We start from the raw sequence: 25,382 nt of genomic DNA on the forward strand, positions 1-25,382 counted from the left end.
CGAGAGCATCCTCCGACGCGCGTCACGACGACGCCGCCGGACGATGCGGTCGGTTCGGGGACGGGCGTCGTCGCCACCGCGACGGCCCCGCCTCGGCGTCGGGGCACCGCGGACGCACGAGGGAGTTGCTGGGTGTCGGAACAGAATTTTGACCTGGTGGTGCTCGGTGGCGGGAGCGGCGGATACGCCGCAGCGCTGCGAGCGAGCGAGTTGGGCCTGAGCGTCGCACTCGTCGAGAAGGACAAGGTCGGGGGCACCTGCCTCCACCGAGGCTGCATCCCCACCAAGGCGCTGTTGCACTCGGCCGAGGTGGCCGACGTGTCGCGCGAATCCGCCAAGTACGGCGTCAACACCGATTTCCACGGCATCGACATCGCCGCCGTGACCTCGTACCGCGAGGGCATCGTCGCCAGCAAGTACAAGGGTCTCCAGGGGCTCGTCAAGGCCCGTGGCATCACGACCGTCGAAGGCGAGGGCAAGCTCACGTCGCCCTCGACCGTCCAGGTCGGCGAGACCACGCTCAAGGCCAAGAACGTCGTGCTCGCGACGGGTTCGTACTCGCGGAGCCTCCCCGGTCTCGAGATCGGCGGCAAGGTCATCACCAGCGAGCACGCCCTCGCGCTCGACCACGTGCCGAACAAGGTCGTCATCCTCGGCGGCGGCGTCATCGGCGTCGAGTTCGCCAGCGTCTGGAAGAGCTTCGGCGTCGACGTGACCATCGTCGAGGCCCTGCCGCACCTCGTCCCCAACGAGGAGGAGTCGATCTCGAAGCAGTTCGAGCGCGCGTTCCGCAAGCGCGGCATCGCCTTCTCGCTGGGCGTCCGGTTCCAGGGCGTCGAGCAGAACGAGGACGGCGTCGTCGTCACCCTCGAGGACGGCAAGACGTTCGACGCCGACCTCATGCTCGTCGCCGTCGGCCGTGGCCCCTCGACCGCCGGTCTCGGCTACGAAGAGGTCGGCATCACGATGGACCGCGGTTTCGTCCTGACGAACGAACGTCTCGCGACGAACGTCCCCGGCGTCTACGCCCTGGGCGACATCGTGCCCGGCCTGCAGCTCGCGCACCGCAGCTTCCAGCACGGCATCTTCGTCGCGGAAGAGATCGCCGGCCTCAAGCCGCAGGTGATCTCCGACGTGAACATCCCCAAGGTCACCTACTCCGACCCCGAGGTCGCATCGGTCGGCCTGACCGAGGTCAAGGCCGCCGACCAGTACGGCGCCGACAAGGTCACCAGCTACGACTACAACCTCGCGGGCAACGGCAAGAGCCACATCATCGGGACCAGCGGCTCGGTCAAGGTGGTCCGCGTCGTCGACGGACCCGTCGTGGGCGTGCACATGATCGGCGCCCGTGTCGGCGAACTGATCGGTGAGGCACAGCTCGCCGTCAACTGGGAGGCCTACCCGGAGGACGTCGCTCCCCTGATCCACGCGCACCCCACGCAGAACGAAGCCCTCGGCGAAGCCATGCTGGCCCTCGCGGGCAAGCCGCTGCACGCGATGTAGATCCCTGGCACCATCGCTCCTGCTCAGCAGGGGCCCGCACCACCACCACAGCAACCACAGACACACATGTCGTCAAAGGAGCCCCACAGATGAGCGAATCCGTCAACCTCCCGGCACTCGGAGAGAGTGTCACCGAGGGTACGGTCACCCGCTGGTTGAAGAACGTCGGTGACCGCGTCGAGGTCGACGAGCCGCTGCTCGAGGTCTCGACCGACAAGGTCGACACCGAGATCCCTTCGCCCGTCGCCGGCGTGATCGAGGAGATCCTCGTCGCCGAGGACGAGACCGTCGAGGTGGGCACGGCCCTCGTCCGCATCGGAGACGGCAGCGCCTCCGAGTCGCCGGCGGACGAGCCGGAAGCCGCCGAAGAGCCGGAGCAGGCACCCTCGGCACTCGCCGAGCCGGAGGCCGAGGAGCCCGAGCTCCCGTCGTCCGCGGCCCCTGCCCCGGGCGAGGACTCCGCCGCCAGCGCGCCCGAGCCCGCCCCCGCGGTGGACCCCGCGCCCGCCGCCCAGCAGGACGGCGCACAGCAGGACGCCGCCGGCCAGCAGCCGGCCGCCGCACAGCCCCAGGCCGCCCGGCCCAGCAGCGAGCAGCCGGCCCCGTCGGCACCGACGCCGTCGCCCGCCACGGGCTCGTCCGAGACGTCGGCACCCGCCACGCCGGCCCCGAGCAGCGGTGCGCCGGTCGGTTACGTCACCCCGCTCGTCCGCAAGCTGGCGAACGAGAAGGGTGTCGACATCTCGACCCTGTCCGGCAGTGGCGTCGGCGGTCGCATCCGCAAGGAGGACGTCCTCGCCGCCGCCGAAGCCGCCGCGACCTCGACGACCTCGGCGCCGGCCTCCTCCGGTCCCGCCCCGATCGAGGTGTCGCCGTTGCGCGGCACGACCGTTCCGATGTCGCGCCTCCGCAAGGTCGTCGCCGAGCGTGCGGTCCAGTCGATGCAGGCCATGGCCCAACTCACCAGCGTGGTCGAGGTCGACGTCACCAAGGTCGCGGCCTTCCGCGACGCCAACAAGGGTGCCTTCCTCGAGAAGACCGGCAACAAGCTGTCCTTCCTGCCGTTCTTCACCCTGGCGGCCGCCGAGGCGCTCAAGGCGCACCCGAAGCTGAACGCCACCGTCGACGGTGACTCGATCGTCTACCCCGACCACGAGCACGTTGCCATGGCGGTCGACACGGAGCGCGGCCTGCTGACGCCGGTCATCAAGAACGCCTCGGACCTCGACCTCGCGGGCATCGCCGGCCAGATCGCCGACCTCGCGCAGCGCACGCGTGACAACAAGCTGAAGCCCGACGAGCTGGCCGGTGGCACCTTCACCGTCACCAACACGGGATCGCGCGGCGCCCTGTTCGACACCCCCGTGGTCTTCCTTCCACAGGTGGCCATCCTCGGCACCGGCATCGTCGTCAAGCGCCCCGTGGTCATCAAGGCAGACGGTTCGGAGTCCATCGCCATCCGGTCGATGGTCTACCTGGCCCTGTCGTACGACCACCGCATCGTCGACGGCGCCGACGCGGCGCGCTTCCTGGTCGCCGTCAAGGAGCGCCTCGAGGGCGGGGACTTCACGTCCAAGCTCGGCATCTGACGCCCCTCGCGTGAGGCCCGACCGGCCTCACCGATCGACGATCACGTCGCGAAGCCGCCAACCGGCCTCGGTCCTCATCATGAGGACCGAGGCCGTTTCGCCGTGTGGTCCCGTCGCCTCGAAGAACACCGTCCCCCCGGTTCGTGACATTCGTCCCGTGAGCTCGAGAGGGACCGTCGCCGCCGCGGCGAGCGAGGGGTCGTCGAGCACGTCGGCGTCCCGGAGAGCGATCGGCGAACCGGGTTGATCGACGGCGTCGAGACAACTCGGCGTGACGTCGCGCAGGCACGTCAGCCGTGCCTGCAGGAGCACCTCGGCGGCCGCACCGGCATCGTCACCCCCCACCAGGGCTTCGACCTCGCCGGGCGTCACCGCCCCGCCCGTCCGAGCGGGTGCAGGCGTGCGGGTGTCCGCGGAGTCGCCGGACGGGCTCACCGGCGCCGACGACTCGGACCGGGGCGCGACCGGACCCACCCCGTCGGACGGTCCGTCCTGACGTGGAACGTCATCACGTCCCGAGGCGGCCGGTCCGAGGACGAGAGCCACCCCGGCGACGACGACGCCCGCGGCCGCGAGCAGTCGGTATCGCCGACGGACGGCTCGCAGGGCGTCGACCAGCCGCCGTGGGCGGAGGTCGGCCACGCCCGCGATCACCCGGTCGATCGCCTCCGACTCGGGCAGGAGGGCGAGCCAGCCCGGCATGACCCGTTCGTCCGCTGCGACCGACTCGACGCGTTCGCCCTGGGGGACCTCGTCGCCCTCGACCACGGCGTCGACACTCGAGAGCGGGACAGCCTCGCCGAGGTCGAAGACCGATTCGACGAGGGACTCGAAGCTCGTCGAGTCCAGGACCGGCGGCGAGGATCGCGAGGCCGGTCGCACCGCCCGCTCGACCAGGGCCCGGGCGAACTCCGCCGCCACGGGCAGCGAGGTGCGCTCGGCGTCCGGCCCCGCATCCGACCCCGCGTCCACAGGATGGACGCCGACCAGGACGGGTGCCCCGCGGGCGTCGATCTCGACGTCGTCGACGTCCAGCGCATGCACGGCCGTGCCCCGACGGGCCAGATGCTGGATGGCGCCGAGCACGGGGACGACGAGGGTGATGACCTCCCCGGTCTCGGGTCGACCGCGGGCGGCCAGCCACGAGGCGAGTGGGTCGCCCCCGACGTCCGAGAAGACGAGCACGACCTCGCCGGACGGGTCCGTCACCACGTCGACGAGGGTGGCGACGTGGGCGTGGTCCGCCCGGGAGAAGGCGACCGCCTCGGCGACGGGAGAGCGCCCGGTCGGACGCGACCCGCGCCTCCTGAGCACGACGCGTGAGCCGTCGGGTGCCTCGGCGAGGATGCGCTCCACCCCGCCGTCGAGGCGCCGGGAGAGCACGCGGTAGGGGCCGATCGACTCGTTCGTCATGAGGCGATGGTGTCGTCCGGTGGTCGTCGGCGCCCTCCCGCCGGGGAACCCTGTCGACCGGCGACGGACCGGAGTCCCTGGGGAGGATTCGTCGGGACCGCCGACCCCGTATCCTGGTGCACATGGCTCGACGCACGTCTCCCGAGAACACGTCCCCGAAACCGCCGAAGGAACCCGGCCGTTTCAAGCAGATGTGGCAGGTCTTCCAGATGACCCGCCGCGTCGACAAGACGGCGCTGCCGATGATGCTGCTGGCGTTCTTCGTGCCCGTGCTGCTCGGCGTGGCCGCGGCGCTGCTGCTCACGGGTGGCAACGTGCTCGCGCTGGTGCTCTACATCGTCGTCGGCGTCATGCTCGGGTTCCTGCTGCTGCTGATCGTGCTGGGTCGGAAGGCCGAGCGCGCGGCCTACTCGCAGATCGAGGGGCAGCCGGGTGCCGTCGGTGCCGTCATGAAGAGCGGCCTGCGTCGTGCGTGGCGCGCCGCCGAGATGCCCGTCGCCGTCCAGGGGCGCAGTCAGGCCGCGGTGTACCGCGCGGTCGGCCGGCCGGGCGTGGTGCTCATCGCCGAGGGCGGCGCCGGCCAGACCCGCCGACTCGTCGACGAAGAGCGTCGCAAGGTCACGCGCATCCTGCCGAACGTGCCGGTCCACGTGCTGAACGTCGGCCCCGATGCGGACTCCGTGCCCCTCCACAAGCTCGCCGGACGCATGAACAAGCTCAAGTCGTCCATCAACCGCAACGAGGTGCTGGCCGTCAGCAACCGCCTCCAGTCCCTCGGCCAGAACGGCCTGCCCATCCCCAAGGGTGTCGACCCCTTCAAGGTGCGGTCGGGCCGTCCGCGCTGACCTGGCGACCCCCGCCTCGACCTGACGTGACGACGGCGCCCCTCCGACCAGGAGGGGCGCCGTCGTGCGTGCGGGACGGGTGCCTCAGACGCGGACGAGCAGCGTCCCGGCGACGCGATCGTGCAGCCCGCGCTGGTCGAGGTCCCAGACGACGGCCGGGATGACGAGCACGAGCAGCACCGACCGCAGGACCGGCCGGCCGACGCCGATGCGACCGCCCGCCATCGGCACGAGGCGCATGCCCAGGGCGAGGTGCCCCAGGGTGCCGCCGAAGAGCACCAGGAACAGGATCTGCATCAGCAGGAAGACCCCGGTGATGGCCAGGCCCTCACCGCCGAAGAAGAGTGCGGCGACGGCGTAGGCGATCGCCCAGTCGACGGCGAGCCCCGCCACGCGCCGTCCGAGTCGGGCCACGGAGCGCGGCCCCTTCTCGGGCAGCCCGAGACGCTCGCCCGGCCAGCGTTGCGCGCCGTCGTCGGGGCCGCCCACGGAGGCGGGACGAGAAGGAGGCGCGGTGCGATCGGGCATGCATCGAGCCTACCGAGGGGCCGAGCCGTAACATGCCCGAAACATCAGGGACACCGCAGCGAAACGGCCCCTCCGTAGCCTCGACGGAGGCTGCGTCCCGCATCCGATCCGTTCCAAGCCCATTGGAGAGACATCTAGATGTTCACTGATTCTTCCGAGGTGCTGAAGTTCATCAAGGACACCGACGTCAAGTTCCTTGACATCCGCTTCACCGATCTTCCCGGTGTCCAGCAGCACTTCAACATCCCCGCCTCCACGGTCGACGAGGAGTTCTTCTCCGTCGGACAGCTCTTCGACGGGTCCTCCATCCGGGGCTTCGCCTCGATCCACGAGTCGGACATGCAGCTCATCCCCGACGTCACGACCGGGTACGTCGACCCGTTCCGCGCCGAGCGCACGCTCGTCCTCGTGTTCGACATCTTCAACCCGCGCAACGGCGAGCTGTACAGCCGTGACCCGCGCCAGGTCGCCAAGAAGGCCGAGAAGTACCTCGCGTCGACCGGCATCGCCGACACCGCCTTCTTCGCCCCCGAGGCGGAGTTCTACATCTTCGACGACGTCCGCTACGAGGTGAAGCAGAACGCCAGCTTCTACAGCGTCGACTCCGAAGAGGGCGCCTGGAACACCGGCCGCGTCGAAGAGGGCGGCAACCTCGCCAACAAGACGGCGTACAAGGGCGGCTATTTCCCCGTCAGCCCCGTCGACAAGACGGCCGACCTGCGCGACGACATCAGCCTCAAGCTGATCGACTCGGGTCTGGAGCTCGAGCGTGCGCACCACGAGGTGGGCACCGGCGGCCAGCAGGAGATCAACTACAAGTTCGACACGATGGTCCACGCCGCGGACGACATCCTCAAGTTCAAGTACATCGTCAAGAACACCGCCGAGCAGTGGGGCAAGGTCGCGACCTTCATGCCGAAGCCCCTCTTCGGCGACAACGGCTCGGGCATGCACACCCACCAGTCGCTCTGGAACGACGGCAAGCCGCTGTTCTACGACGAGAACGGCTACGGCGGCCTGTCCGACCTCGCCCGCTGGTACATCGGTGGCCTGCTCAAGCACGCTCCCGCCGTCCTCGCCTTCACGAACCCGTCGATCAACTCGTACCACCGTCTGATCCCGGGCTTCGAGGCCCCCGTGAACCTGGTGTACTCGGCCGGCAACCGTTCGGCGGCCATCCGCATCCCGATCACCGGCACGAACCCGAAGGCCAAGCGCATCGAGTTCCGCGTCCCCGACGCCGCCTCGAACCCGTACCTGGCGTTCGCCGCGCAGCTGATGGCCGGCCTCGACGGCATCCAGAACCGCATCGAGCCGCACGAGCCGGTCGACAAGGACCTCTACGAGCTGCCGCCCGAGGAGGCGAAGAACATCCCGCAGGTGCCCGCGTCGCTCGAGGGTGCGCTCGACGCGCTCGAGGCCGACCACGAGTTCCTGACCAAGGGCAACGTGTTCACCGAGGACCTCATCGAGACCTGGATCGCCTACAAGCGCGAGAAGGAGATCCTGCCCATGGCGCAGCGTCCTCACCCCTTCGAGTTCGAGCTGTACTTCGGCGTCTGACGCCGTCGCACCACGAGAGGCCCGCATCCCCGAGGGGGTGCGGGCCTCTCGCGTCGCTGCCCCAGCGGGCCTCGGGGTGACGACCCGCGCCTCCTCTGGGTCACCCCGGACCAAGAGGCGCGGGGGCGCACGCAGGACGGGCCGCCTCCCGAGGGAGGCGGCCCGTCAGCCCGTGCCCGACGATCCGGTCAGGCGGGTACGGCGGTCGGCGTCAGCACGCGACGCTGGGCCGGCGTGCGACGGCCGCCCAGCGGACGGACCTCCCAGCCGGCGGCCGACCAGACCTCGGCGTCGAGCACGTTGCGCGCGTCGATCACCACGGGGTTGGCGGCGAGCTCGGCGAGCCCGGCCGCGTCCGCCCCGACGAACTCGGGCCACTCGGTGAGGAGCAGCACCGCGTCGGCGTCCGTCACGGCCTCGGCGGCCGAGTCCGCGAACGACAGCGTCGGGAAGCTCCGCTGGGCCGTCTGCGTGGCCTCGGGGTCGACGACGAGCACCTGGGCGCCCCGGAGGTGCAGGGCCGCCGCGACGTTGAGGGCCGGCGAGTCGCGCACGTCGTCGGTGTGCGGCTTGAAGGCCGCCCCGAGCACCGCGATGCGCCGGTTGAGCACGGAGCCGCCGCAGGCGTCGATCGCCTGGTCGATGACCCGCTGGCGCTGGGCCATGTTGATCTCGTCGACCTGTTGCATGAGCCCGACGACGCGGTGGGCGGACAGCTCGTTGGCCCGGAACATCAGGGCACGGATGTCCTTCGGCAGGCACCCGCCGCCGAAGCCGAGCCCCGCGTTCAGGAACTTGCGTCCGATGCGGTCGTCGAAGCCCAGCGCGTCGGCGAGGGTCGAGACGTTGGCACCGGCCGCCTCGCACAACTCGCTGATGGCGTTGATGAACGAGATCTTCGTCGCGAGGAACGCGTTGGCGCTGACCTTGACGAGTTCGGCGGTCGGCAGGTCGCACGAGATGACGGGCGTGCCCGTGGCGATCGGCAGGGCGTAGACCTCACGCATCAGGGCCTCGGTGCGGACGTCGGTGCCGCCGAAGACGATGCGGTCGGGACGCAGCGTGTCCTCGACGGCATGGCCCTCGCGGAGGAACTCGGGGTTCCAGACGAGGTCGGCCGAGACACCGGCGGGGACGACGCCCGCCACGATCTCGCGCAGGTGCGCCGCCGTTCCGACCGGGACGGTCGACTTGCCGACGATGAGGCCGTCGTGGCTCAGGGCGGCGGCGACGTTGCGGGTCGCCTCCTCGACGTACGAGAGGTTCGCGGCGTGACTCCCCCGGCGCTGCGGCGTGCCGACGCAGATGAAGTGCACGTCCGACAGGGCCACGGCCTCGGCGAGGTCGGTGGTGAAGGAGAGTCGACCGGAACCCACGTGCTCGAGGATGAGTTCGGGCAGGCCGGGCTCGAAGAACGGCACGCGCCCCTCGGCCAGGGCGGCGACCTTGGCGGGGTCGGTGTCGACCCCGATGACGTCGAAGCCCATCTCGGCCATGGCCGCCGCGTGCGTGGCGCCGAGGTAGCCGGTGCCGATGACGCTGATTCGGGGCTTCACCGAGGTGGCGTCGGCCCCCGTCGCGGCGACGGCGGACTCGGGGGTGGTGGCGTCTTTCTTCATGATGCGCTCCTGGGGATGGGGAAGAGGCGGGAGAAGGGGAAGGTGGTGGCTGTCGTCACGGCGACGGCTGCAGGTCGTAACCGACGTCGCGTCGGGTGATCCCCGCGGTGAAGGCGGCGAGGCTGTCGGACCGGGACGTGAGGCGCCAGTCGTTGGTCGACCGCACCCCGTCCACGACCGTGGTGGCGACGAGGTCGAAGTACGAGAAGCCGATGATGTCCGCGTTCGCCGGATCGGCCAGCGCGGCGAACAGCGAGTTGAACCACTGCGCCTTCTCGCTCGTGGCCGTCGGATCCGACGAGCCACCCGTCTCGCTGGCGCCGATCTCGGCGAGCAGGATGTTCTTGCCCGGTGCGATCGCCCGGAGCTGCTTCAGGGTGGCCCCGAAGGTGCTGTCGAAGGTCGGCTTGGACTTGTCGTCGTACGGCGGGCGGTAGTAGCCCGACATGCCCACGATGTCGACGTACTCGGGGCCCGGGTAGAGGGTCGCCAGGAAGGCCTCCGTGGTGTGGTTGCTCCCGCCCGTCTTGCCCGTGGCCAGACGGTCGACCCGCGTGGGCGCCCAGATCCAGGCGACCAGGTCGTTCGCACCCTGCCGCTCGAACAGGTCGTGGACGTGCTGCCAGGCCTTCACGTAGTCCGCGGGACCGTTGCCGTTGACGGCGCCCTTGCTGTTGCCGTAGTCGGTGCTCCAGGGGTACCAGGTGCCGTTCATCTCGTGGTCGAACCGCAGGGCCAGCGGCATGCCGTTGGCCACGATGTCGTCGGCGTAGGTGGTCAGGTACGAGTCGAAGCTGCCGTCGATGATCTTCGTCAGGCTGTAGTCGGGCTGTTCGGGCTCGTTGTTGCCGGCCTTGATCGGCTGCGACTCCCACGTCAGGACGGGCAGCTTGCCCCGCGACCAGGACGAGCGGACGGCGTCGGCACGGAACTCCTGGTCGAAACCCTGGAAGTACCCGACCATGTTGGCCTCGGAACCGACCGCCGCCTCCTGCGCGTCGTAGGTCGCCCAGTTGAACGGTGCCTGGTCCGTGAAGAGCCCGAAGTACCGCGAGTCGGGGTCGATGATCGAGGCGAGGGACGGCGTCTCGACCGTGACGGGGCCCGTGGCACCGCCTCCGGTCGATCCGTTCGACCCCGTGCCACCCGACCCGGAGCCGGTCGACGCGCCGGTCCCCCGCCCGCCGGCGGTGCCTGCGGCGCCCGACCCGGTACCGGTGCCCCCCGAGTCCGCGGCGGACTGTGCCTGGGCCAGTGCCGACTCGGCGGAGGCGAGCTTCGCCTGCGCCGCGGTCAGCTGTCCCTCGGACGTCCAGGCCTGCTGCTGCACGTCGGCCAGGGCGGCCTTGCTCTCGGCGAGCTGCTTCTTCGCGGAGACCAGCTGGTCGAGCAACGCGGACCGGTCCGCCTTGAGCGACGAGACGTTGATCGAGGGGTCGACGCCCGTGACCTCGGTGACGGCACTGCGGACGATGTTGTCGGACGGCGAGACCCAGATGAGCCACGAGATCATCGCGAGCAACACCACCACGGCGGTGGCGCCGAGCGCCGTGCGCCGGGCGTTGCCGTGCGAGGTGGCCCACCAGGCGCCGGAATGCATGTGGACGGGGGTGACGAAGTCCTGTGTCGAGTCAGACAATGAAGAAGACCTCCAGGGCGATGATGGCGGCGCCGATCAGGTACGGGAATCCGGCTTTGGGGTTGAGGCGACGACGAGGAGGCGCGGTGGCGGTGACCACGGCGGCCACCGGTGCCGGAGTGGTCGCGCCGTCGGCCTCGGCGGCCAGGGCCGCCTTGCGGCTCCGGACGAGGACCGCACCCTGTTCGTCCGTCTCGTCGGCCGTCGAGCCGAAGTCGAAGAGCGTGTCGACCCCGGGGTCGACGCCGTCGCGGAACTGCCGTTCGAGGGCGTCGATGGGGGCCTCCTCGGCCACCTCGTCGAGCGCACCCTGCATCTCGTCGTTCGCCGCGCCTCCTGCGTAGGCCCCGGCCCGGGTGCCCCAACCGCTGGCGTGACCCATGCGGAAGAACCCGATGACCCGGATGGGCATGAGGAAGAACGTCGACACGATGATGAACACCGGGAGGCGGAAGAAGTCCGAGGGCTTCTCGGCCAGGTGGCGCATCTGACGGATCGACATGCTGAGCACGGACGAGACCACCATGAGGACGACGATGCTGATGAGACCGGTCTGCACGCCGTACTCCTCGAGGATGCCGCGGTACAGGTTCACGCCCTGGCCGGTGATCCCCCGGTAGATCCAGCCGCCGATGACGCCCATGAGCATGAAGGGCAGCACGATGTCCATGGCGAAGAAGAACGCGAGGAGCGGGGCGTGCCCGACCATCCACGGCATCATGCGGAGGGTGTTGTACTGGCTCCCGCGAGCCCAGCGCAGCTGCTGCTTGTAGAGCTTCTTGACCTGGAGCGGGGCGTCCGTGTAGACGAGGCTGGTGTGCTGGTAGACGGTGCGGTAGCCCTCCTTGAGCGTGAGGTTCGTCAGGGTGCGGTCGTCACTGACCTCGAGGAACACGCCCATGAACTTCTCCGTCATGAACTTGTCCATGACCCGGACGAGGATCTCGCGGCGGAAGGCGATGGTGCGGCCCGGCAGGCAGCCGATCTGCCCCAGCACGCTCTGCGCCGGCATCGAGTAGAGGGCACGGGAGTTCTCGAGCCAGTCGGCCCACCGCGTGATCCAGCTGCGCTCGGGCTCGAGGATGCGCTGGCGGGTGGTGACTCCCCCGACGTTCTCCTGGGCGAACGGACGGAGCAGCTCGGAGAGGGTGCCCGGCGTCCAGACCGTGTCGGAGTCGACCAGGACGGTGATGTCTCCCCGGCTGAGCTCGGTGCCGATCATGACGGCGTTGCGCTTGCCCGGGATCGGCGTGTGCACCCACCGGACGAGCGGCCCGAACTCCTCGCAGACGGCGGCGAGCTCGGGGTTGGGCTTGCCGTTGATGACGACGATGATCTCGCCGGGACCCTGTTCGACCATGCGGCCGATGACGTCCCGGAAGAGGTCGAGCGGTTCGTCCACGACGGGGACGACGACGCTGGTCGTGCCGCGGAACTCGCCCGTGAAGGGGCGGTAGCGGCGGGAGAGCAGGACCTTGATGATCCAGAGCACCCAGATGAGGGCGCTGTAGGCGGCGAAGAGGTAGATCTCGGGGTATCCGCCCGCCATGGATCGGATCTGCAGGATGAAGGTCAACACGATGGCCACCTGAGGTGTGAGAAGGGATCGGCTTCCGCAACGCTGGGGAATTGGTCTATCGGGTTGAGGGAATTCTCAGTCACTCACGGGCGGCTCACAACCACCCCCCGACCGCGGGTGGCCGGGCGCGCCGGTCGGGGTACGTCGGGTCGGGCAAGGTGCTGTCGACAGAAGTGCTGACACGTCGGTGAGGGCTCGACGTCCGAACGGAACCGTTCGATCGGTCCGCAGGTGGGACGGGCAGCCGTGATCCGACGCCGAACGAAAAGCCTGGTCACGAGCCCGGAATCAGCGCCCGGCACGGGCGTTGCCCAATGGGCAGCGATGGGCCTCGACGCCGCCGTCGACGACCACCCCCCACCCGTGGGTCATCTGCCCGAAATCCGATGGACACGTGCACAGGGGTACAACACCGCCAAACGGGGTACAGCGAAATGGCCCGACGTCGACCCGAGCGGATCGACCGCCTCCGGCGCAGCCCGGGCGTGTCGCACGTCCCGGACGGGTCAGCCGAGCGGCTCGGGTGCCTCGTCGATGCCGTAGAACTCGCGCTCGAAGACGGCGCGTGACCGACGGGTGGCCGCGAGGTAGTCCTCTTCGAGGGTCGTGGCGGAGCCCGGCGGGTACTCCATCAGGCGCGCCACGCCTTCCAGCTGCCGACGGTCCCGTGGCAGGACGTCCTGTGTCCGGGAGGTCCAGAGGGTGACCGCCGAGCGCGCCCGGGAGGCCATGATCCAGGCGTCGTGCAGCCGCCGGGCGTCCTCGTCGGCCACCAGGCCGGCGTCCACCGCCGCGGCGAGGGCGTCGAGCGTCGACGGGGTCCGGAGGCCGGGCACGTCCACCCCGTGCTGCAGCTGGAGCAGTTGGACGAACCACTCGACGTCGCTCAGCGAGCCCCGACCGAGCTTGAGGTGACGCGAGGGCTCGGCGCCCTTGGGCAGACGCTCGGACTCGACCCTGGCCTTGATGCGCTTGACCTCGCGGATCTGCTGCTCGGTCAGCTCGGCGGGGTACCGCACCGCGTCGGCGACGGCCATGAAGTCGTCGAGGAGCGTCTCGTCACCGGCCACGGGCCGGGCGCGCAACAACGACTGGGCCTCCCAGGTGAGCGACCAGCGAGCGTAGTAGGCCCGGTACGAGGACAGCGATCGGACCACCGGCCCGTTCTTCCCCTCGGGGCGCAGGCCGGTGTCGAGGTCGAACGGCACGAGGGCGTCGGACGTGAGTCGGCTCATCTCGGCGGCCACCGTGAGGGCACGCCGATGGGCCGTCTCGTCGCCCTCGGGAGCGCGGTAGACGTAGAGCACGTCGGCGTCGGAACCGAACCCGAGTTCTTCTCCCCCGTACCGGCCCATGGCGATCACGGCGAACTCGAGGTCGCCGGCGTCCCGGCGGGCGAGGGCCAACGCCCCGGTCACCGAGGCCGTCGTCACCGCGGTCAGGCCCCGGGCCAGGGTGCCGATGTCGAGGATGCCCAGGATGCCGCCCACGGCGAGCCGCAGGATCTCGCGGCGCCGCGCCTGCCGCAGGACCGTCGCCGCCGCGTCGGGCGAACGGTGCCGCGCCAGGGTGGCGGCCGTCTCGTCGAGGAGGCTCGAGAGGGAGCGGGCCTTGAGCTCCGCGTCGTTCTCGAGCCACGCCGCGGCCTCGGGGATGCGCTCCAGCAGGTCGGCGGCGAAGGTCGACGACGACAGGACGGTCGTCAGTCGGTGGGCGGCCCCCGACGAGTCCCGCAGCATGCGGAGGAACCAGTACGACTCGCCGAGGCCGTCGCTCAATCGCCGGAACGCGAGCAGACCGAGGTCGGGGTCGGTGCCGTCGGCGAACCACTGCAGCATGGCCGGCAGCAGGTGGCGCTGGATGCTCGCCCGGCGGGAGACGCCGGCCGTCAGGGCGGCGATGTGACCGAGCGCGCCCTTCGGGTCGGCGAATCCGATGGCCGCGAGCCGCGCCGACGCCTGGTCGGAGCTGAGCGCCAGGTCTTCTTCGGGTCGCGCCGCGACGGCCGACAGGAGCGGGCGGTAGAACAGCCGCACGTGCAACGTACGGACCCGACGCTTCACCCCTTGCCACAGGTCGACGAGTTGGGCGGCACCCGGCGCGAGACCGGTGCCGCGGGCGAGGACCCGGAGGGCGTTCTCGTCCGTCGGCATGAGGTGCGTGCGCCGCAGTCGCGTCAGCTGGATGCGGTGCTCCAGCAGGCGCAGCACGCGGTAGTCGCGGTCGAACTCCGCGGCCTCGGCTCGTCCGACGTAGCCCCGCGCGGCCAGGGCGCCCAACGCGTCGAGCGTCGAGCGCTGGTGCACGCGTTCGTCGGCCTGCCCGTGGACGAGCTGCAGCAGCTGGATGGTGAACTCGATGTCGCGCAGTCCGCCGGGACCGAGTTTGAGCTGCTGGTCGACCTCGCCCGCCGGGATCAGGGCCGTGACCCGTTCGCGCATGGCCTGGACCGACTCGACGAAGTTCTCGCGTGAGGCGGCCGACCAGACGAACGGCGCGACGGCCGCGACGTAGCGCTCGCCGAGGTCGACGTCGCCCGCGAGGGGCCGCGCCTTCAACAGGGCCTGGAACTCCCACCCCTTGGCCCAGCGCTCGTAGTACGCGACGTGCGACTCGAGCGTGCGGACGAGGGCGCCGTCCTTGCCCTCCGGCCGCAGGTTCGCGTCGACCTCCCAGAGGTCGGGTTCGACGGCGAGGTCCGAGATCGCCCGAGCCGCGTGCATCGCGAGACGGCTGCCGATCTCGACGGCCCGACCGTTCTCGAGCCCGTCGACGCCCTCGGCGACGTAGACCACGTCGACGTCGCTGAGGTAGTTCAGCTCGCGGGCCCCGGCCTTGCCCATGCCGATGACGGCGAGCCGGGTGCGCTCGACGTCGGCGGCGGGGAACGGGACCTCGCGTCGGGCCACGTCGACGGCGGCGTCGAGGGCGGCGCCCGCGAGGTCGGCGAGGGCGGCGGCCACGCGGGGCAGGACCTCGACGGGGTCGTCGGCCTCGAGGTCGAACGACGCCAGCTGCAGCAGGTGACGCCGGTACCGGACCCGGAGCGCGACGCGCGCCTCGTCGCCGGTCAGCCCGGTCGCCGCCCGACGGACGTCGTCACGGTACGTCGCGGCCGGCGGTGGTTCGTCCAGCGGTTCGAGCAGGACGCCCGCCTCGGCCGGGCGACGCGCGACGAACTCGGCAAGGCCCTCGGAGGCACCGAGCACCCTCAGGAGGCGCGGGCCGGCCTCGCCGTCGAGCAACTCGACCACGCCGGCACGATCCCGCTCGACCGATCGCTCGAGGTGCGCCAGGGCCGCGTCCGGGTCGGCCACCGTGGCGAACCACGGGACGAGGTCGCGCACCTGGGGCACCTCGGCGACGAGGCGGTCGAGCCGGTCTCGCCCGGCACCGAGGTCGGAGAACCCGAGCCGCGCCAGCTCGGAGAGACCGGTCGCGGATCGGGGCATGAGGGCGGGGTGGCCGGTCGACTAGAGGATCTCGAGGTTCGAGCGCAGCTCGAACGGCGTGACCTGTGCCCGGTACTCTTTCCACTCTTGTCGCTTGTTGAGGAGCACGTAGTTGAAGACCTGCTCGCCCAGCGTCTCGGCGACGAGTTCGCTGTTCTCCATGATCGACAGGGCGTGGTCGAGGCTGGCGGGCAGCTGACGGTAACCCAGGGCACGACGCTCGGCGTCGCTCAGGCCCCAGACGTTGTCCTCGGCCTCGGCGGGCAGCTCGTAGCCCTCTTCGATGCCCTTGAGCCCCGCCGCCAGCATCAGCGAGAAGGCCAGGTACGGGTTCGCCGCGGAGTCGATGGCACGGTACTCGACCCTGCTCGAGTTGCCCTTGTTCGGCTTGTAGAGCGGGACGCGCACGAGCGCCGAGCGGTTGTTGTGGCCCCAGGTCACGAAGCTCGGCGCCTCGTCGCCGCCCCAGAGGCGCTTGTAGCTGTTGACGAACTGGTTCGTCACGGCCGTGATCTCGGGGGCGTGCTTGAGCAGGCCCGCGATGAACTGACGACCGATGGTCGACAGCTGGTACTCGGCGCCGGCCTCGTAGAAGGCGTTGGAGTCGCCCTCGAAGAGCGACATGTGCGTGTGCATGCCCGAACCGGGGTGCTGGCTGAACGGCTTCGGCATGAACGAGGCGAAGACGCCCTGCTCGATGGCGACCTCTTTGATGACCGTCCGGAAGGTCATGATGTTGTCGGCCGTCGTCAGCGCGTCGGCATAGCGCAGGTCGATCTCGTTCTGACCGGGCCCCGCCTCGTGGTGGCTGAACTCGACCGAGATGCCGAGGTCTTCGAGCATGCGGACGGAGCGGCGACGGAAGTCGTGGGCGGTCCCGCCGGGGACGTTGTCGAAGTAGCCGGCCGAGTCGACCGGCTGGGGGCCGTCGGCGCCGAGCTGCGCGCTCTTGAGGAGGTAGAACTCGACCTCGGGGTGCGTGTAGAAGGTGAAGCCGCGCTCGCCCGCCCGGGCCAGGGTTCGCTTCAGGACGTTGCGCGGATCCGCCACGGCGGGCTGGCCGTCGGGCGTCGTGATGTCGCAGAACATGCGGGCGGTCGGATCGATCTCGCCCCGCCAGGGCAGGATCTGGAAGGTCGTCGGGTCGGGTTGCGCGAGGACGTCGGCCTCGTACGAGCGCGTCAGTCCCTCGATGGCCGAACCGTCGAAGCCGATGCCCTCGGCGAACGCCCCCTCGACCTCTGCCGGGGCGATGGCGACGGACTTGAGGGTGCCGATCACGTCGGTGAACCAGAGGCGGATGAACTTGATGCCGCGCTCTTCGATCGTGCGGAGGACGAAGTCCCTCTGTTTGTCCATGCCACGGCCTTTCTGCTCCGCCACTACGGTAGTGGACATGCCCCGACTCCGCTTGGCGCTCGCGCAGACCAACCCCGTCGTCGGCGACCTCGCCGGCAACTCCGCCCAGATCGTCGAGGCGGCCCGCCGGGCCCACGCCGCCGGCGCCGACCTCCTCGCCGCGGGCGAGATGAGCGTCACGGGGTACCCGATCGAGGACCTGGCCAGCCGGCCGAGCTTCCTCCAGGCCAGTCGGCACGCCGTCGAGGTGCTGGCCGAGACCCTCGAGGCCGAGGGCCTGGGCGACCTCCCCGTGGTGGTCGGCCACGCCGACGGACCGTTCGAGCCGCGCCTCCTGGGCACGAGCAACGCCCCGACCGCGATCGCGAAGAACTGCGCCAGCGTCCTGCAGGGCGGTCGCGTCGTGACGACCACCGCCAAGTACCACCTGCCCAACTACTCGGTCTTCGACGAGTACCGCGTGTTCATCCCCGGCGACGAGTTGCTCGTCGTCCGCGTGGCGGGCGTCGACGTCGCCCTCGTGATCTGCGAGGACCTCTGGCGCGACGGTGGCCCCGTCGAGCGCGTGCTGCACGCCGACGCGGGCCTGCTCGTCGTGATCAACGCGAGCCCGTTCGTCCGCGACAAGGACGAGGTGCGCCTCCCCCTCGTCACCCGCCGGGCCGTCGAGAACGACACCCTGGTGGCCTACGTCAACATCGTCGGCGGTCAGGACGACCTCGTCTTCGACGGCGACAGCGTGGTCGTCGACGGCAGCGGCACGATCCTGGCCCGGGCCCCGCAGTTCGACGAGCACCTGCTCGTCGTCGACCTCGACCCCGAGCCGGCCACGGACACCGAGCTGCCCGAGGGCATCCGCCGCGTCGAGCTCGACCCGGCGTCCGACGCGACCGTCGGTTCCGGTGGCTCCGGGCCGGACGCCGGGCGCGCCTCCTCGTCCCCGGTCGAGCGCGACGTCGCCGACCTGCCCGACGACCGCCAGCAGCTCTGGAACGCCCTGGTGCTGGGCACTCGCGACTACGTGCGGAAGAACGGGTTCCGCAGCGTGATCCTCGGACTCTCGGGCGGCATCGACTCGGCCGTGTGCGCGGCGATCGCCGCCGACGCCATCGGGGCCGACGCCGTGTACGGCGTCTCGATGCCCAGCCAGTGGTCGAGCGAGCACAGCCGCAGCGACGCCGACGACGTCGCCGAGCGGATCGGCGTGCGGTACTCGACCGAACCGATCGCCGGCCTCGTCGCACCGTTCGAGGACCAGTTGCACCTCACCGGCCTCGCCGCCGAGAACGTCCAGGCCCGCGCCCGGGCGCTCGTGCTGATGGGGTTGTCGAACCTGCACGGCCACCTCGTGCTGACCACGGGCAACAAGACCGAGCTCGCCGTCGGCTACTCGACGATCTACGGCGACTCGGTCGGTGGGTTCGCCCCGATCAAGGACGTCCCCAAGACGATGGTCTGGGAGCTCGCCCGGTGGCGCAACGCCCACGCCGAGTCGATCGGCGAGACCGCGCCCATCCCCGAGAACTCGATCACGAAGCCGCCGTCGGCCGAGCTGCGGCCGGACCAGAAGGACGAGGACTCGTTGCCGCCCTACGAGGTGCTCGACGGCATCCTCGAGGGGTACATCACGAACGCGCTCGGGGCGGCCGACGTCGTGGCGCTCGGCTACGACGCGGACACGGTGGCCGAGATCACGAAGCTGGTCGACCGCTCCGAGTGGAAGCGCCGCCAGGGGGCGATCGGCCCGAAGATCTCGGGCATGGCCTTCGGCCGGGACCGCCGTCTGCCGATCACCTACCGGCCGACGACGGTCTGACGCCCGATCGGCCCGTCGGCGACCGGTCGTCCCGACGGCGACGCGCCGACCGGACGACCGGACCGGTCAGTCGTTCGCGGCCTCTTCGGCGTCGAGGGCGGCGTTGCGGGCCTTGATCGTCTCGATCGCCCGGGCCGCCTCGTCGCGGGTGGCGTAGGGCCCGGCGCGGTCGACGGCCGGAGAGACCTTGCCCTCCTCGACCTCGTGCGTCTTCGTGTTGAACCAGAACTCGGCCATGGTGTCGTCCTCTCGGTGCGGCTGTCGAGAACGCGAGCCCGTCGCGCTCCCCCTAAGCTTGATCGTATGCCCCGGGACTCCCACGGATTCTTGACCCCGGGCCGGATCTCAGCGCAGCGTCCGGTCCCCCCGTCGATCGCCCGACCCGAGTACGTCGGCAAGGCCGCTCCGGCCGAGTACACCGACGGCGACGTCTACGACGCCGAGACCGTCGAGCTGATCCGCGAGAGCGGCCGCATCGCCTCGCAGGCCATCGACGCCGTCGAGGCCGCCCTCCGCCCCGGCGTGACGACCGAAGAACTCGACCGCATCGCCCACGAGTTCGTCGTCGCCCACGACGCCTACCCGTCGACCCTGGGGTACCGCGGGTACCCCAAGTCGGTCTGCACCTCGGTGAACGAGGTCATCTGCCACGGCATCCCCGACGACACCGTCCTGGTCGACGGCGACCTGATCAACGTCGACATCACGGCGTTCAAGAACGGCGTCCACGGCGACCTGAACCGCACCTTCGTCGTCGGCGAGGCCGCCCCCGAGACCGTCGACCTGGTCGACCGCACCCGTGAGGCGCTGAGGCGCGGCATCAAGGCCGTCGCCCCGGGGCGTCAGGTGAACGTGATCGGTCGGGCGATCGAGTCGTACGCCAAGCGCTTCGGCCTGGGCGTCGTGCGCGAGTACACCGGCCACGGCGTCGGACGCGCCTTCCACTCCGGCCTGATCATCCCCCACTACGACGCGCCGCAGTACGACGACGTCATCGAGGTCGGGATGGTGTTCACCATCGAGCCCATGTTGACCCTCGGTGGCATCGAGGCCGACGTCTGGGACGACGACTGGACCGTCACCACCCGCGACAAGAGCCTCACGGCCCAGTTCGAGCACACCCTGGTCGTCACCGAACGCGGTGCCGACATCCTCACGCTCTCCTGAGAAAGGACCACCCATGGCACGCACCGCAGTGGGAATCGACATCGGCGGCACAGGCATCAAGGGGGCGATCGTCGACCTCGACAGCGGCGAGCTCCTCTCGGACCGCATCAAGAAGAGCACTCCCGAGGGCGGCGAACCCGACGCCATCGTCGCGGTCGTCCGGCAGATCGTCGACGAACTCGGCCTCGACGACGCCTCGGTGCCGGTCGGCGTCTGTTTCCCGGCCGCCATCATGGACGGCAAGACCCTCTCGGCCGCCAACGTGTCGAAGAAGTGGATCGGCTTCGAGGCCGAGAAGCTCTTCGAGACCACACTCGGCCGCGACATCCACTTCGTCAACGACGCCGACGCCGCAGGCTACGCCGAGACCCGTTTCGGGGCCGCGAAGGACGTGAAGGGCCTCGTCGTCATGACGACGCTCGGCACGGGCATCGGCACCGCCCTGATCAACGACGGCGTGCTCATCGTCAACGCCGAGCTCGGGCACCTCGAGATCGGTGGCAAGGACTACGAGACCAAGGCCTCGTTCGCGGCGAAGGAGCGCGACGACCTCAGCTGGAAGCACTGGGCGAAGCGCCTGCAGAAGTACTACTCGCACCTCGAGGCCCTGCTCTACCCGCGCCTGATCATCGTCGGCGGCGGCGTCTCGAAGCACCACGACGAGTTCTTGCCGCTGCTCGACCTGCGGGCCGAGATCGTCCCGGCGAAACTCCGCAACAACGCCGGCATCATGGGTGCCGCCGCCCTGGCCGCCGACTCGAACCCGGCGTTCTGAGGCGAGACGCGACCGACGCGAGACGACCCCGGCCGAGGAGGCGCGCCTCCTGGGCCGGGGTCGTCTCGCATGAGGCGAATGGGCCGACTGCTACGCCGGGTTCTGTCCCGGTGCCGAGGCACCATGGACGGCCATCTCTCTCGGAACTACGTTGCCGCAGCTCTCTAGCGGTCTACCCGGGGACTCGGCGAGCAGCCTCGTCGTCCCCTCTTTGACCTTGCTCCGGGCGAGGTTTACATAGCCGGCCGGTCACCCGAGCCGCTGGTGGTCTCTTACACCGCCGTTTCACCCTTACCCCGTGTCGCACCCGGAGGTGCGACGCGTGGCGGTCTGCTCTCTGTTGCACTTTCTCGCGGGTTGCCCCGGGTGGGTGTTACCCACCGCCCTGCTCTGTGGAGCCCGGACGTTCCTCGGCGACGGGCTCTCGCCCGCCGACGCGACCGTCTTGTCGACCCATTCGCGACCCCGAGCCTAGCGGTGCGACGCCCCTCCGTGTGCCACGGCTCGTGCGGGGGCCCCGCCCCTGGTCAGAGGCCTGATTCGTAGGTGCGGACGAGGACCGCGTTGCTGTCGGGGCAGAGCACGACGTCGTCCTCGGCGGCGGCACGCACGGCCGCGAGGTCGCTGCCCGTCAGGGCCACGCCACTCGCGCTCGACACGCCACCACGCAACAACGAGGCACCCACGCCGTAGCGGTCCCGCTGACGCTCGTAGAGGGCCAGCAGGTCGGCGGGCACCGTGGCGGCGATCGTCTCGCGGTTGGCGACGACCTCGGCCCGGTCGGCCTCGAGCTCGGCGAGCTTCGCGTCGCGCCCGGTCTCGGCGTCGATACGGCGGGTGTCGAGCTGGTCGAGCTCGCCCCGCGTCACCGCCGCGACGGCACCCAGGCTCTCGACGCGTTCCATCACCTCGAGCTGGAGGTCCTCCAGGTCGGAGCGTCGCTTGGCGAGGGCGGCGAGCTCACCCTCGAGGGCGGCCACGTCCTTCGAGGACGACGACGAGGCGATGCGCTGTTCGTCACGGACGACGCGCGCCTCGACGACGGCGACGTCGGACTCGATGCGTTTGAGCTCGCTCTGCGCGTCCTCCCAGGCGCCCTGCTCGGTCGCGAGGCGGCTGCGGAGGCGAGAGCCGTCACCCTCGAGCGACGCGAGGACGGCGATCTCGGGGAGGTTCGCCCCCTTGTGCGCGATCTGGCGGAGTGCGGTGTCGAGTTGCTGCAGGTCGAGCAGCAGGGCCTGGTGCTCGTAGCTGGCTTTCATCAGGGGCATGGGGACTCTTCTCGGGGTCGGGGGGAGGCAGGGACGGGGCGACGAGGAGGCGCGTGCCGCGAGGTCTCGCGGGTCGCGACCCGGCGACGTCGCGACGGGCGGCTCGGCGTGCTCACTGCACGACGGCGAAGTCCCACGGGTCGGTGCGCAGGTCGCTGAGGGTGACCTCGACGTCGTGCAGCTCGCGGCGGAGCTGCGCGGCCGCCGTGTCGAGCCAGAGCCACTCGGCCGCCCAGTGCGACACGTCGACCAGGGCGGGGCCGCGGCCGAGCCTCATGAGTTCGCGCGCGTCGGAGGCGGGGTGGTGGCGCAGGTCGCTGGTGACGTACACGTCGGCCGCGAGCACCGCCGGGTCGGCCAGCAGCGAGTCGCCGGCACCGGCGCAGAGGGCGACGGTCTCGACGACGCGGTCGGCGTCACCTGCCACACGGATGCCGGACGCGGTCGGGGGCAGCACGTCGCCGAGCTGGCGGGCGAGGGCCACGAGCGTCATGGCGTGCGGCAGGCGCCCGACGATGCCGAGTCCCGTGTCGTCGGTGGCGCCCGGGGTGATCGGGCGCTGGTCGACGAGGCCGAGCTGGTGGGCGAGCACGCGGGACGTGCCGGTCTCGACGACGTCGGCGTTGGTGTGGGCGGCGACGAGGCCGCACCCGGCACGGACGAGCCGTGCGACGACCGCACCCTTGGTGGTGTCCTCCGACACCGTCGAGACGCCGTGGAACAGCAGCGGATGGTGGACGAGCAACAGGTCGGCCCCCATGCCGACGGCTTCGTCGACGGTGTCGAGCACGGCGTCGACGGCCAGGTGCACGTGGGTCACGGGCCGGTCGGGGTCACCGACGACGAGACCGGGAGAATCCCACGACGACGCGCCCGCGAGAGGCCAGAGACGTTCGATGACGGAGTTGACCGAGGCGAGGGTGGACACCTCGACAGCCTAGTCGCGAGCCGTCGAGCGGAACCCCGTGATCATGACCGCGACGATGAACGCGACGACCGAGGCGCCGAGCAGGGCGACAACCACCGAGACGGACGTCGACAGGCCGGTGAGGCCCACGGCCCGGACGACGAAACCCTGCCAGGCGAACGAACCGAGGTCGCTCAGGAGCAGACCGAAGCCGACGACGGTGCCGACCACGACGCCGGCGACGACGCCGACCGGCCCGCGGCGGGCGACGCGGGTGGCGTCGTCGGGGCGGGTCGAGACCGAGGCGAGCGCGGTCAGGCCGACGAGGCCGGTCGCGACGGGGACGGCGACGGTGGCGAGGACGGCCGAGGCCACGGCCAGGGCGGGGACGAAGGCCAGCACGACGGCCGCGACGACGATCAGCGCGGCCGTGGCGGCGACCACGAGCGCGAGGGGACGACGCAGCAGGGGCGGGACGGGGGCGGAGGCGACCGTCTGCCCGTCGGAGGCCGACCGGGTCGGCGCGACCAGCGCCTCCTGGTCGGCTGCCGCCCGGGCGTCCGGGGCGTCGGTGGAGTCGGCGGAGTCGAGCGCGAGGGGACGGGGGCCGGTCGACGGGACGACGACGGGAGCCGAGGTCGGGGTGGCGTCGGCCGGGCGCGCGTCGCGGTCGGCGTCCGGCGCGTGGCCCGCCTCGACGACAGGCCTGGCCTGACGGATCGCCCCGGGCGTCACGACGGGCAGGACCCCGGTGAACCGGAGGCGCGTGGCCTCGAGGGCGCGAGCCGCCTCGTCCGTGCCGACGCGGGTGATCTCGTCCTCCCAGGAGGCGAAGCGCGCGGCCTCGACCTCGCGCAGGGCCAGCTGGGCCTGGACGACGGCCATCAGGTCGATGGTCGCGGTGTCCTCGAGGCGCTTCTCGACCAGGCGGGCGAGCACCTCGTCGTCGAGCGTCATGCGCTCCGGTGGCTGGGGCAGATCGTCGGGCACCGACACGGCGAGCACCGGCAGGGTGATCGCCGAGGTGTCGACCGAGTGGCGGGCCACGCTCGCCGGGCGGGCCTCGAAGGCGTCCGTGGGCACGACGTCGTCGAGGACGACGTCGGCGCGGTGCGAGGGGATCGAGACGGGACGGGGCACCACGGGAGTGGCGGAGTCGACGGGGCGGGCCTCGGTGTGGCGCGTCTCGGCCTGACGTGTCTCGGCCTGACGGTCCTCGGTCGTCTCGTCGAGCCGGTCGACGAGGGCCTCGGCGGCCTCGGAGGTCTCGGAGGTCTCGGGGGCGAGGGTCTGGTTCACGGGGTGGTGCTCCTGCTGGTCCGGGCGAGCGGAGGGCTCGGGGACGGTGTCGTCGAGGGGTGCGACGAACGTCACACGGCGCCGGTGGAACGTGACGTCGTCGTCGAGGGGTGCGATGCCCCCGACGCTCGCGGTCTGCACGTTGTCGGCCATGCTCGGATGGTAGGTGACGAACGGCCCCGCGACGGGCGGACTCGCCGGTCCGACCGGCACATTCGTCGTCCGGGGTCCCCTGGCCGACCCCCGGGCGACCCAGGGGCGTCCGCGACGCCCCGGGCGTCAGGAGGCGCGGGTCAGGTGGGCGAGCACCTCGCGGGACACTCCTCGCGAGCCCAGGCCGAGGTGGCCCGACCGGGGGTGCACGGCGAGCGTCGCGTCCGGCAGGCCGGCGACGGTCCGCGCCACCAGGTCGAGGGGGTAGAAACCGTCGGCGCCACCGGCCACGACGAGCGTCGGGGCCGTGACCTCGCCCAGGCGGTCGCCCACGTCGAACGAGTCCTCGGCGTCCAGCGTCACGACCAGGTCGTCGTGTCGGTCGCCGACGACGAAGTGGTGTGCCACCCGTCCGAGGCGCCGCAGGGCGTTCGAGGACGGGACGCCGGTGGTCGTCTGACCGAGCATCGCGGCCGAGGCACCTCTCGCGTCACCGGCCCGGAGGCGCTCGGCCGTGCGCTGCTGGGCCTCGCGCCCGGCCTCGCCCAGCCGGTGGGCGGAGGACACGAGGACCAGTCGACGGACGAGCTCGGGGTGGTCGACGGCCAGTCGGAGCGCAATGCTGCCGCCCGTCGAGGTGCCGACCACGTCGATCGGGCCGTCCGCGATCTCGGCCGCGGCCCGGGCCACGTCGTCGGCGAGGTCCTCCATCGTCGTGCCCTCGGGCAACCCGCGGCGACGACCGAGCGTCCACAGGTCGAGCCGCCGGACGAGCGGCGCCGTCTCGAGCCGCAGCAGGGTCCGGTCCCAGGTCGAGGGGTGGTGGCGACCGGGGCCGACCCCGGGCAGCAGGATCGTCGGGACGCCGCTCCCCCGGCGCACGAAGGGCAGGCCCGCCACGG

At 71.0% G+C, this 25,382-nt stretch carries 19 protein-coding genes and 1 other RNA gene; 7 read left to right on the forward strand and 13 right to left on the reverse strand.

Translation table 11 applies throughout. The features are described from left to right. Positions 1-132: 132 nt before the first annotated feature. Positions 133-1,506, forward strand: a complete 1,374-nt coding sequence (gene lpdA / locus OVA02_RS09865) for a dihydrolipoyl dehydrogenase (RefSeq protein ID WP_056045482.1) — start codon at positions 133-135, stop codon at positions 1,504-1,506. 89 nt (positions 1,507-1,595) lie between these two features. Beyond that, on the forward strand, positions 1,596-3,095 hold the full coding sequence (gene sucB / locus OVA02_RS09870; RefSeq protein WP_056045486.1) for a 2-oxoglutarate dehydrogenase, E2 component, dihydrolipoamide succinyltransferase: 1,500 nt from the start codon (positions 1,596-1,598) through the stop codon (positions 3,093-3,095). A gap of 27 nt (positions 3,096-3,122) precedes the next feature. Here sucB and OVA02_RS09875 read toward each other — a convergent pair whose 3' ends face one another. Then, entirely contained in the window at positions 3,123-4,508 is a 1,386-nt protein-coding gene (locus OVA02_RS09875) for a hypothetical protein (RefSeq protein ID WP_200412972.1), read from the reverse strand. A 122-nt stretch (positions 4,509-4,630) separates the two neighbouring features. Between OVA02_RS09875 and OVA02_RS09880 the strand changes: the two genes are divergently transcribed. Beyond that, the gene (locus tag OVA02_RS09880; RefSeq protein WP_056045492.1) at positions 4,631-5,353 is read left to right on the forward strand and encodes a DUF4191 domain-containing protein; all 723 of its coding nucleotides are present in this window, start codon (positions 4,631-4,633) and stop codon (positions 5,351-5,353) included. Between the two features lie 84 nt (positions 5,354-5,437). Here the strand turns inward: OVA02_RS09880 and OVA02_RS09885 are convergent, their stop codons facing one another. Then, positions 5,438-5,881: an RDD family protein gene (locus tag OVA02_RS09885; RefSeq protein ID WP_123570140.1), complete on the reverse strand. Its 444-nt coding sequence runs from the start codon at positions 5,879-5,881 to the stop codon at positions 5,438-5,440. 138 nt (positions 5,882-6,019) lie between these two features. On the opposite strand from OVA02_RS09885, the gene glnA reads away from it, so the two are divergent. Then, positions 6,020-7,444, forward strand: coding sequence for a type I glutamate--ammonia ligase (glnA, locus tag OVA02_RS09890; protein ID WP_043592663.1), 1,425 nt, complete (start codon positions 6,020-6,022; stop codon positions 7,442-7,444). A 188-nt stretch (positions 7,445-7,632) separates the two neighbouring features. On the opposite strand, the gene OVA02_RS09895 is transcribed toward glnA, so the two are convergent. From OVA02_RS09895 to OVA02_RS09915, 5 genes are all read right to left on the reverse strand, one after another. Beyond that, positions 7,633-9,063: a UDP-glucose dehydrogenase family protein gene (locus OVA02_RS09895; RefSeq protein ID WP_082460236.1), complete on the reverse strand. Its 1,431-nt coding sequence runs from the start codon at positions 9,061-9,063 to the stop codon at positions 7,633-7,635. Between the two features lie 55 nt (positions 9,064-9,118). Continuing rightward, positions 9,119-10,702 carry a glycoside hydrolase family 26 protein gene (locus OVA02_RS09900; RefSeq protein ID WP_267658096.1) on the reverse strand — a complete coding sequence of 528 codons (1,584 nt, stop codon included), beginning with the start codon at positions 10,700-10,702 and terminating at the stop codon, positions 9,119-9,121. After that, positions 10,695-12,281, reverse strand: coding sequence for a glycosyltransferase family 2 protein (locus OVA02_RS09905; RefSeq protein WP_267658097.1), 1,587 nt, complete (start codon positions 12,279-12,281; stop codon positions 10,695-10,697). Before OVA02_RS09905 ends, OVA02_RS09900 begins: the two co-directional genes overlap by 8 nt. Positions 12,282-12,787: 506 nt before the next feature. Beyond that, positions 12,788-15,733 carry a bifunctional [glutamine synthetase] adenylyltransferase/[glutamine synthetase]-adenylyl-L-tyrosine phosphorylase gene (locus OVA02_RS09910; RefSeq protein ID WP_159826501.1) on the reverse strand — a complete coding sequence of 982 codons (2,946 nt, stop codon included), beginning with the start codon at positions 15,731-15,733 and terminating at the stop codon, positions 12,788-12,790. 21 nt (positions 15,734-15,754) lie between these two features. Continuing rightward, the gene (locus tag OVA02_RS09915; protein ID WP_043592660.1) at positions 15,755-17,092 is read right to left on the reverse strand and encodes a glutamine synthetase family protein; all 1,338 of its coding nucleotides are present in this window, start codon (positions 17,090-17,092) and stop codon (positions 15,755-15,757) included. A 37-nt stretch (positions 17,093-17,129) separates the two neighbouring features. Here OVA02_RS09915 and OVA02_RS09920 point away from each other — a divergent pair, with 37 nt between their 5' ends. Further along, positions 17,130-18,908 carry an NAD+ synthase gene (locus OVA02_RS09920; RefSeq protein WP_123570142.1) on the forward strand — a complete coding sequence of 593 codons (1,779 nt, stop codon included), beginning with the start codon at positions 17,130-17,132 and terminating at the stop codon, positions 18,906-18,908. Positions 18,909-18,974: 66 nt separating this feature from the next. Here OVA02_RS09920 and OVA02_RS09925 read toward each other — a convergent pair whose 3' ends face one another. Then, complete coding sequence (locus tag OVA02_RS09925; protein ID WP_123570143.1) at positions 18,975-19,145, reverse strand: SPOR domain-containing protein; 171 nt, start codon at positions 19,143-19,145, stop codon at positions 18,975-18,977. Positions 19,146-19,211: 66 nt separating this feature from the next. Between OVA02_RS09925 and map the strand changes: the two genes are divergently transcribed. Continuing rightward, the gene (map, locus tag OVA02_RS09930; protein ID WP_123570144.1) at positions 19,212-20,075 is read left to right on the forward strand and encodes a type I methionyl aminopeptidase; all 864 of its coding nucleotides are present in this window, start codon (positions 19,212-19,214) and stop codon (positions 20,073-20,075) included. A gap of 13 nt (positions 20,076-20,088) precedes the next feature. Then, complete coding sequence (ppgK, locus tag OVA02_RS09935; RefSeq protein WP_056045514.1) at positions 20,089-20,850, forward strand: polyphosphate--glucose phosphotransferase; 762 nt, start codon at positions 20,089-20,091, stop codon at positions 20,848-20,850. Between the two features lie 75 nt (positions 20,851-20,925). Here ppgK and rnpB read toward each other — a convergent pair. From rnpB to OVA02_RS09960, 5 genes are all read right to left on the reverse strand, one after another. Then, positions 20,926-21,306: RNase P RNA component class A (gene rnpB / locus OVA02_RS09940), an RNA gene on the reverse strand. A 71-nt stretch (positions 21,307-21,377) separates the two neighbouring features. Continuing rightward, positions 21,378-22,121 (reverse strand): zinc ribbon domain-containing protein, encoded by a 744-nt coding sequence (locus tag OVA02_RS09945; protein WP_267658101.1) that lies wholly within the window; start codon positions 22,119-22,121, stop codon positions 21,378-21,380. 112 nt (positions 22,122-22,233) lie between these two features. Beyond that, entirely contained in the window at positions 22,234-23,049 is an 816-nt protein-coding gene (locus OVA02_RS09950; protein WP_056045517.1) for a Nif3-like dinuclear metal center hexameric protein, read from the reverse strand. Between the two features lie 9 nt (positions 23,050-23,058). Beyond that, complete coding sequence (locus tag OVA02_RS09955) at positions 23,059-24,480, reverse strand: hypothetical protein (protein WP_267658102.1); 1,422 nt, start codon at positions 24,478-24,480, stop codon at positions 23,059-23,061. A 126-nt stretch (positions 24,481-24,606) separates the two neighbouring features. Continuing rightward, positions 24,607-25,380, reverse strand: a complete 774-nt coding sequence (locus tag OVA02_RS09960; RefSeq protein ID WP_056045523.1) for an alpha/beta fold hydrolase — start codon at positions 25,378-25,380, stop codon at positions 24,607-24,609. Between the last annotated feature and the right edge of the window lie 2 nt (positions 25,381-25,382).

Source organism: Frigoribacterium sp. SL97 (assembly GCF_026625765.1).
Taxonomy (GTDB): domain Bacteria; phylum Actinomycetota; class Actinomycetes; order Actinomycetales; family Microbacteriaceae; genus Frigoribacterium.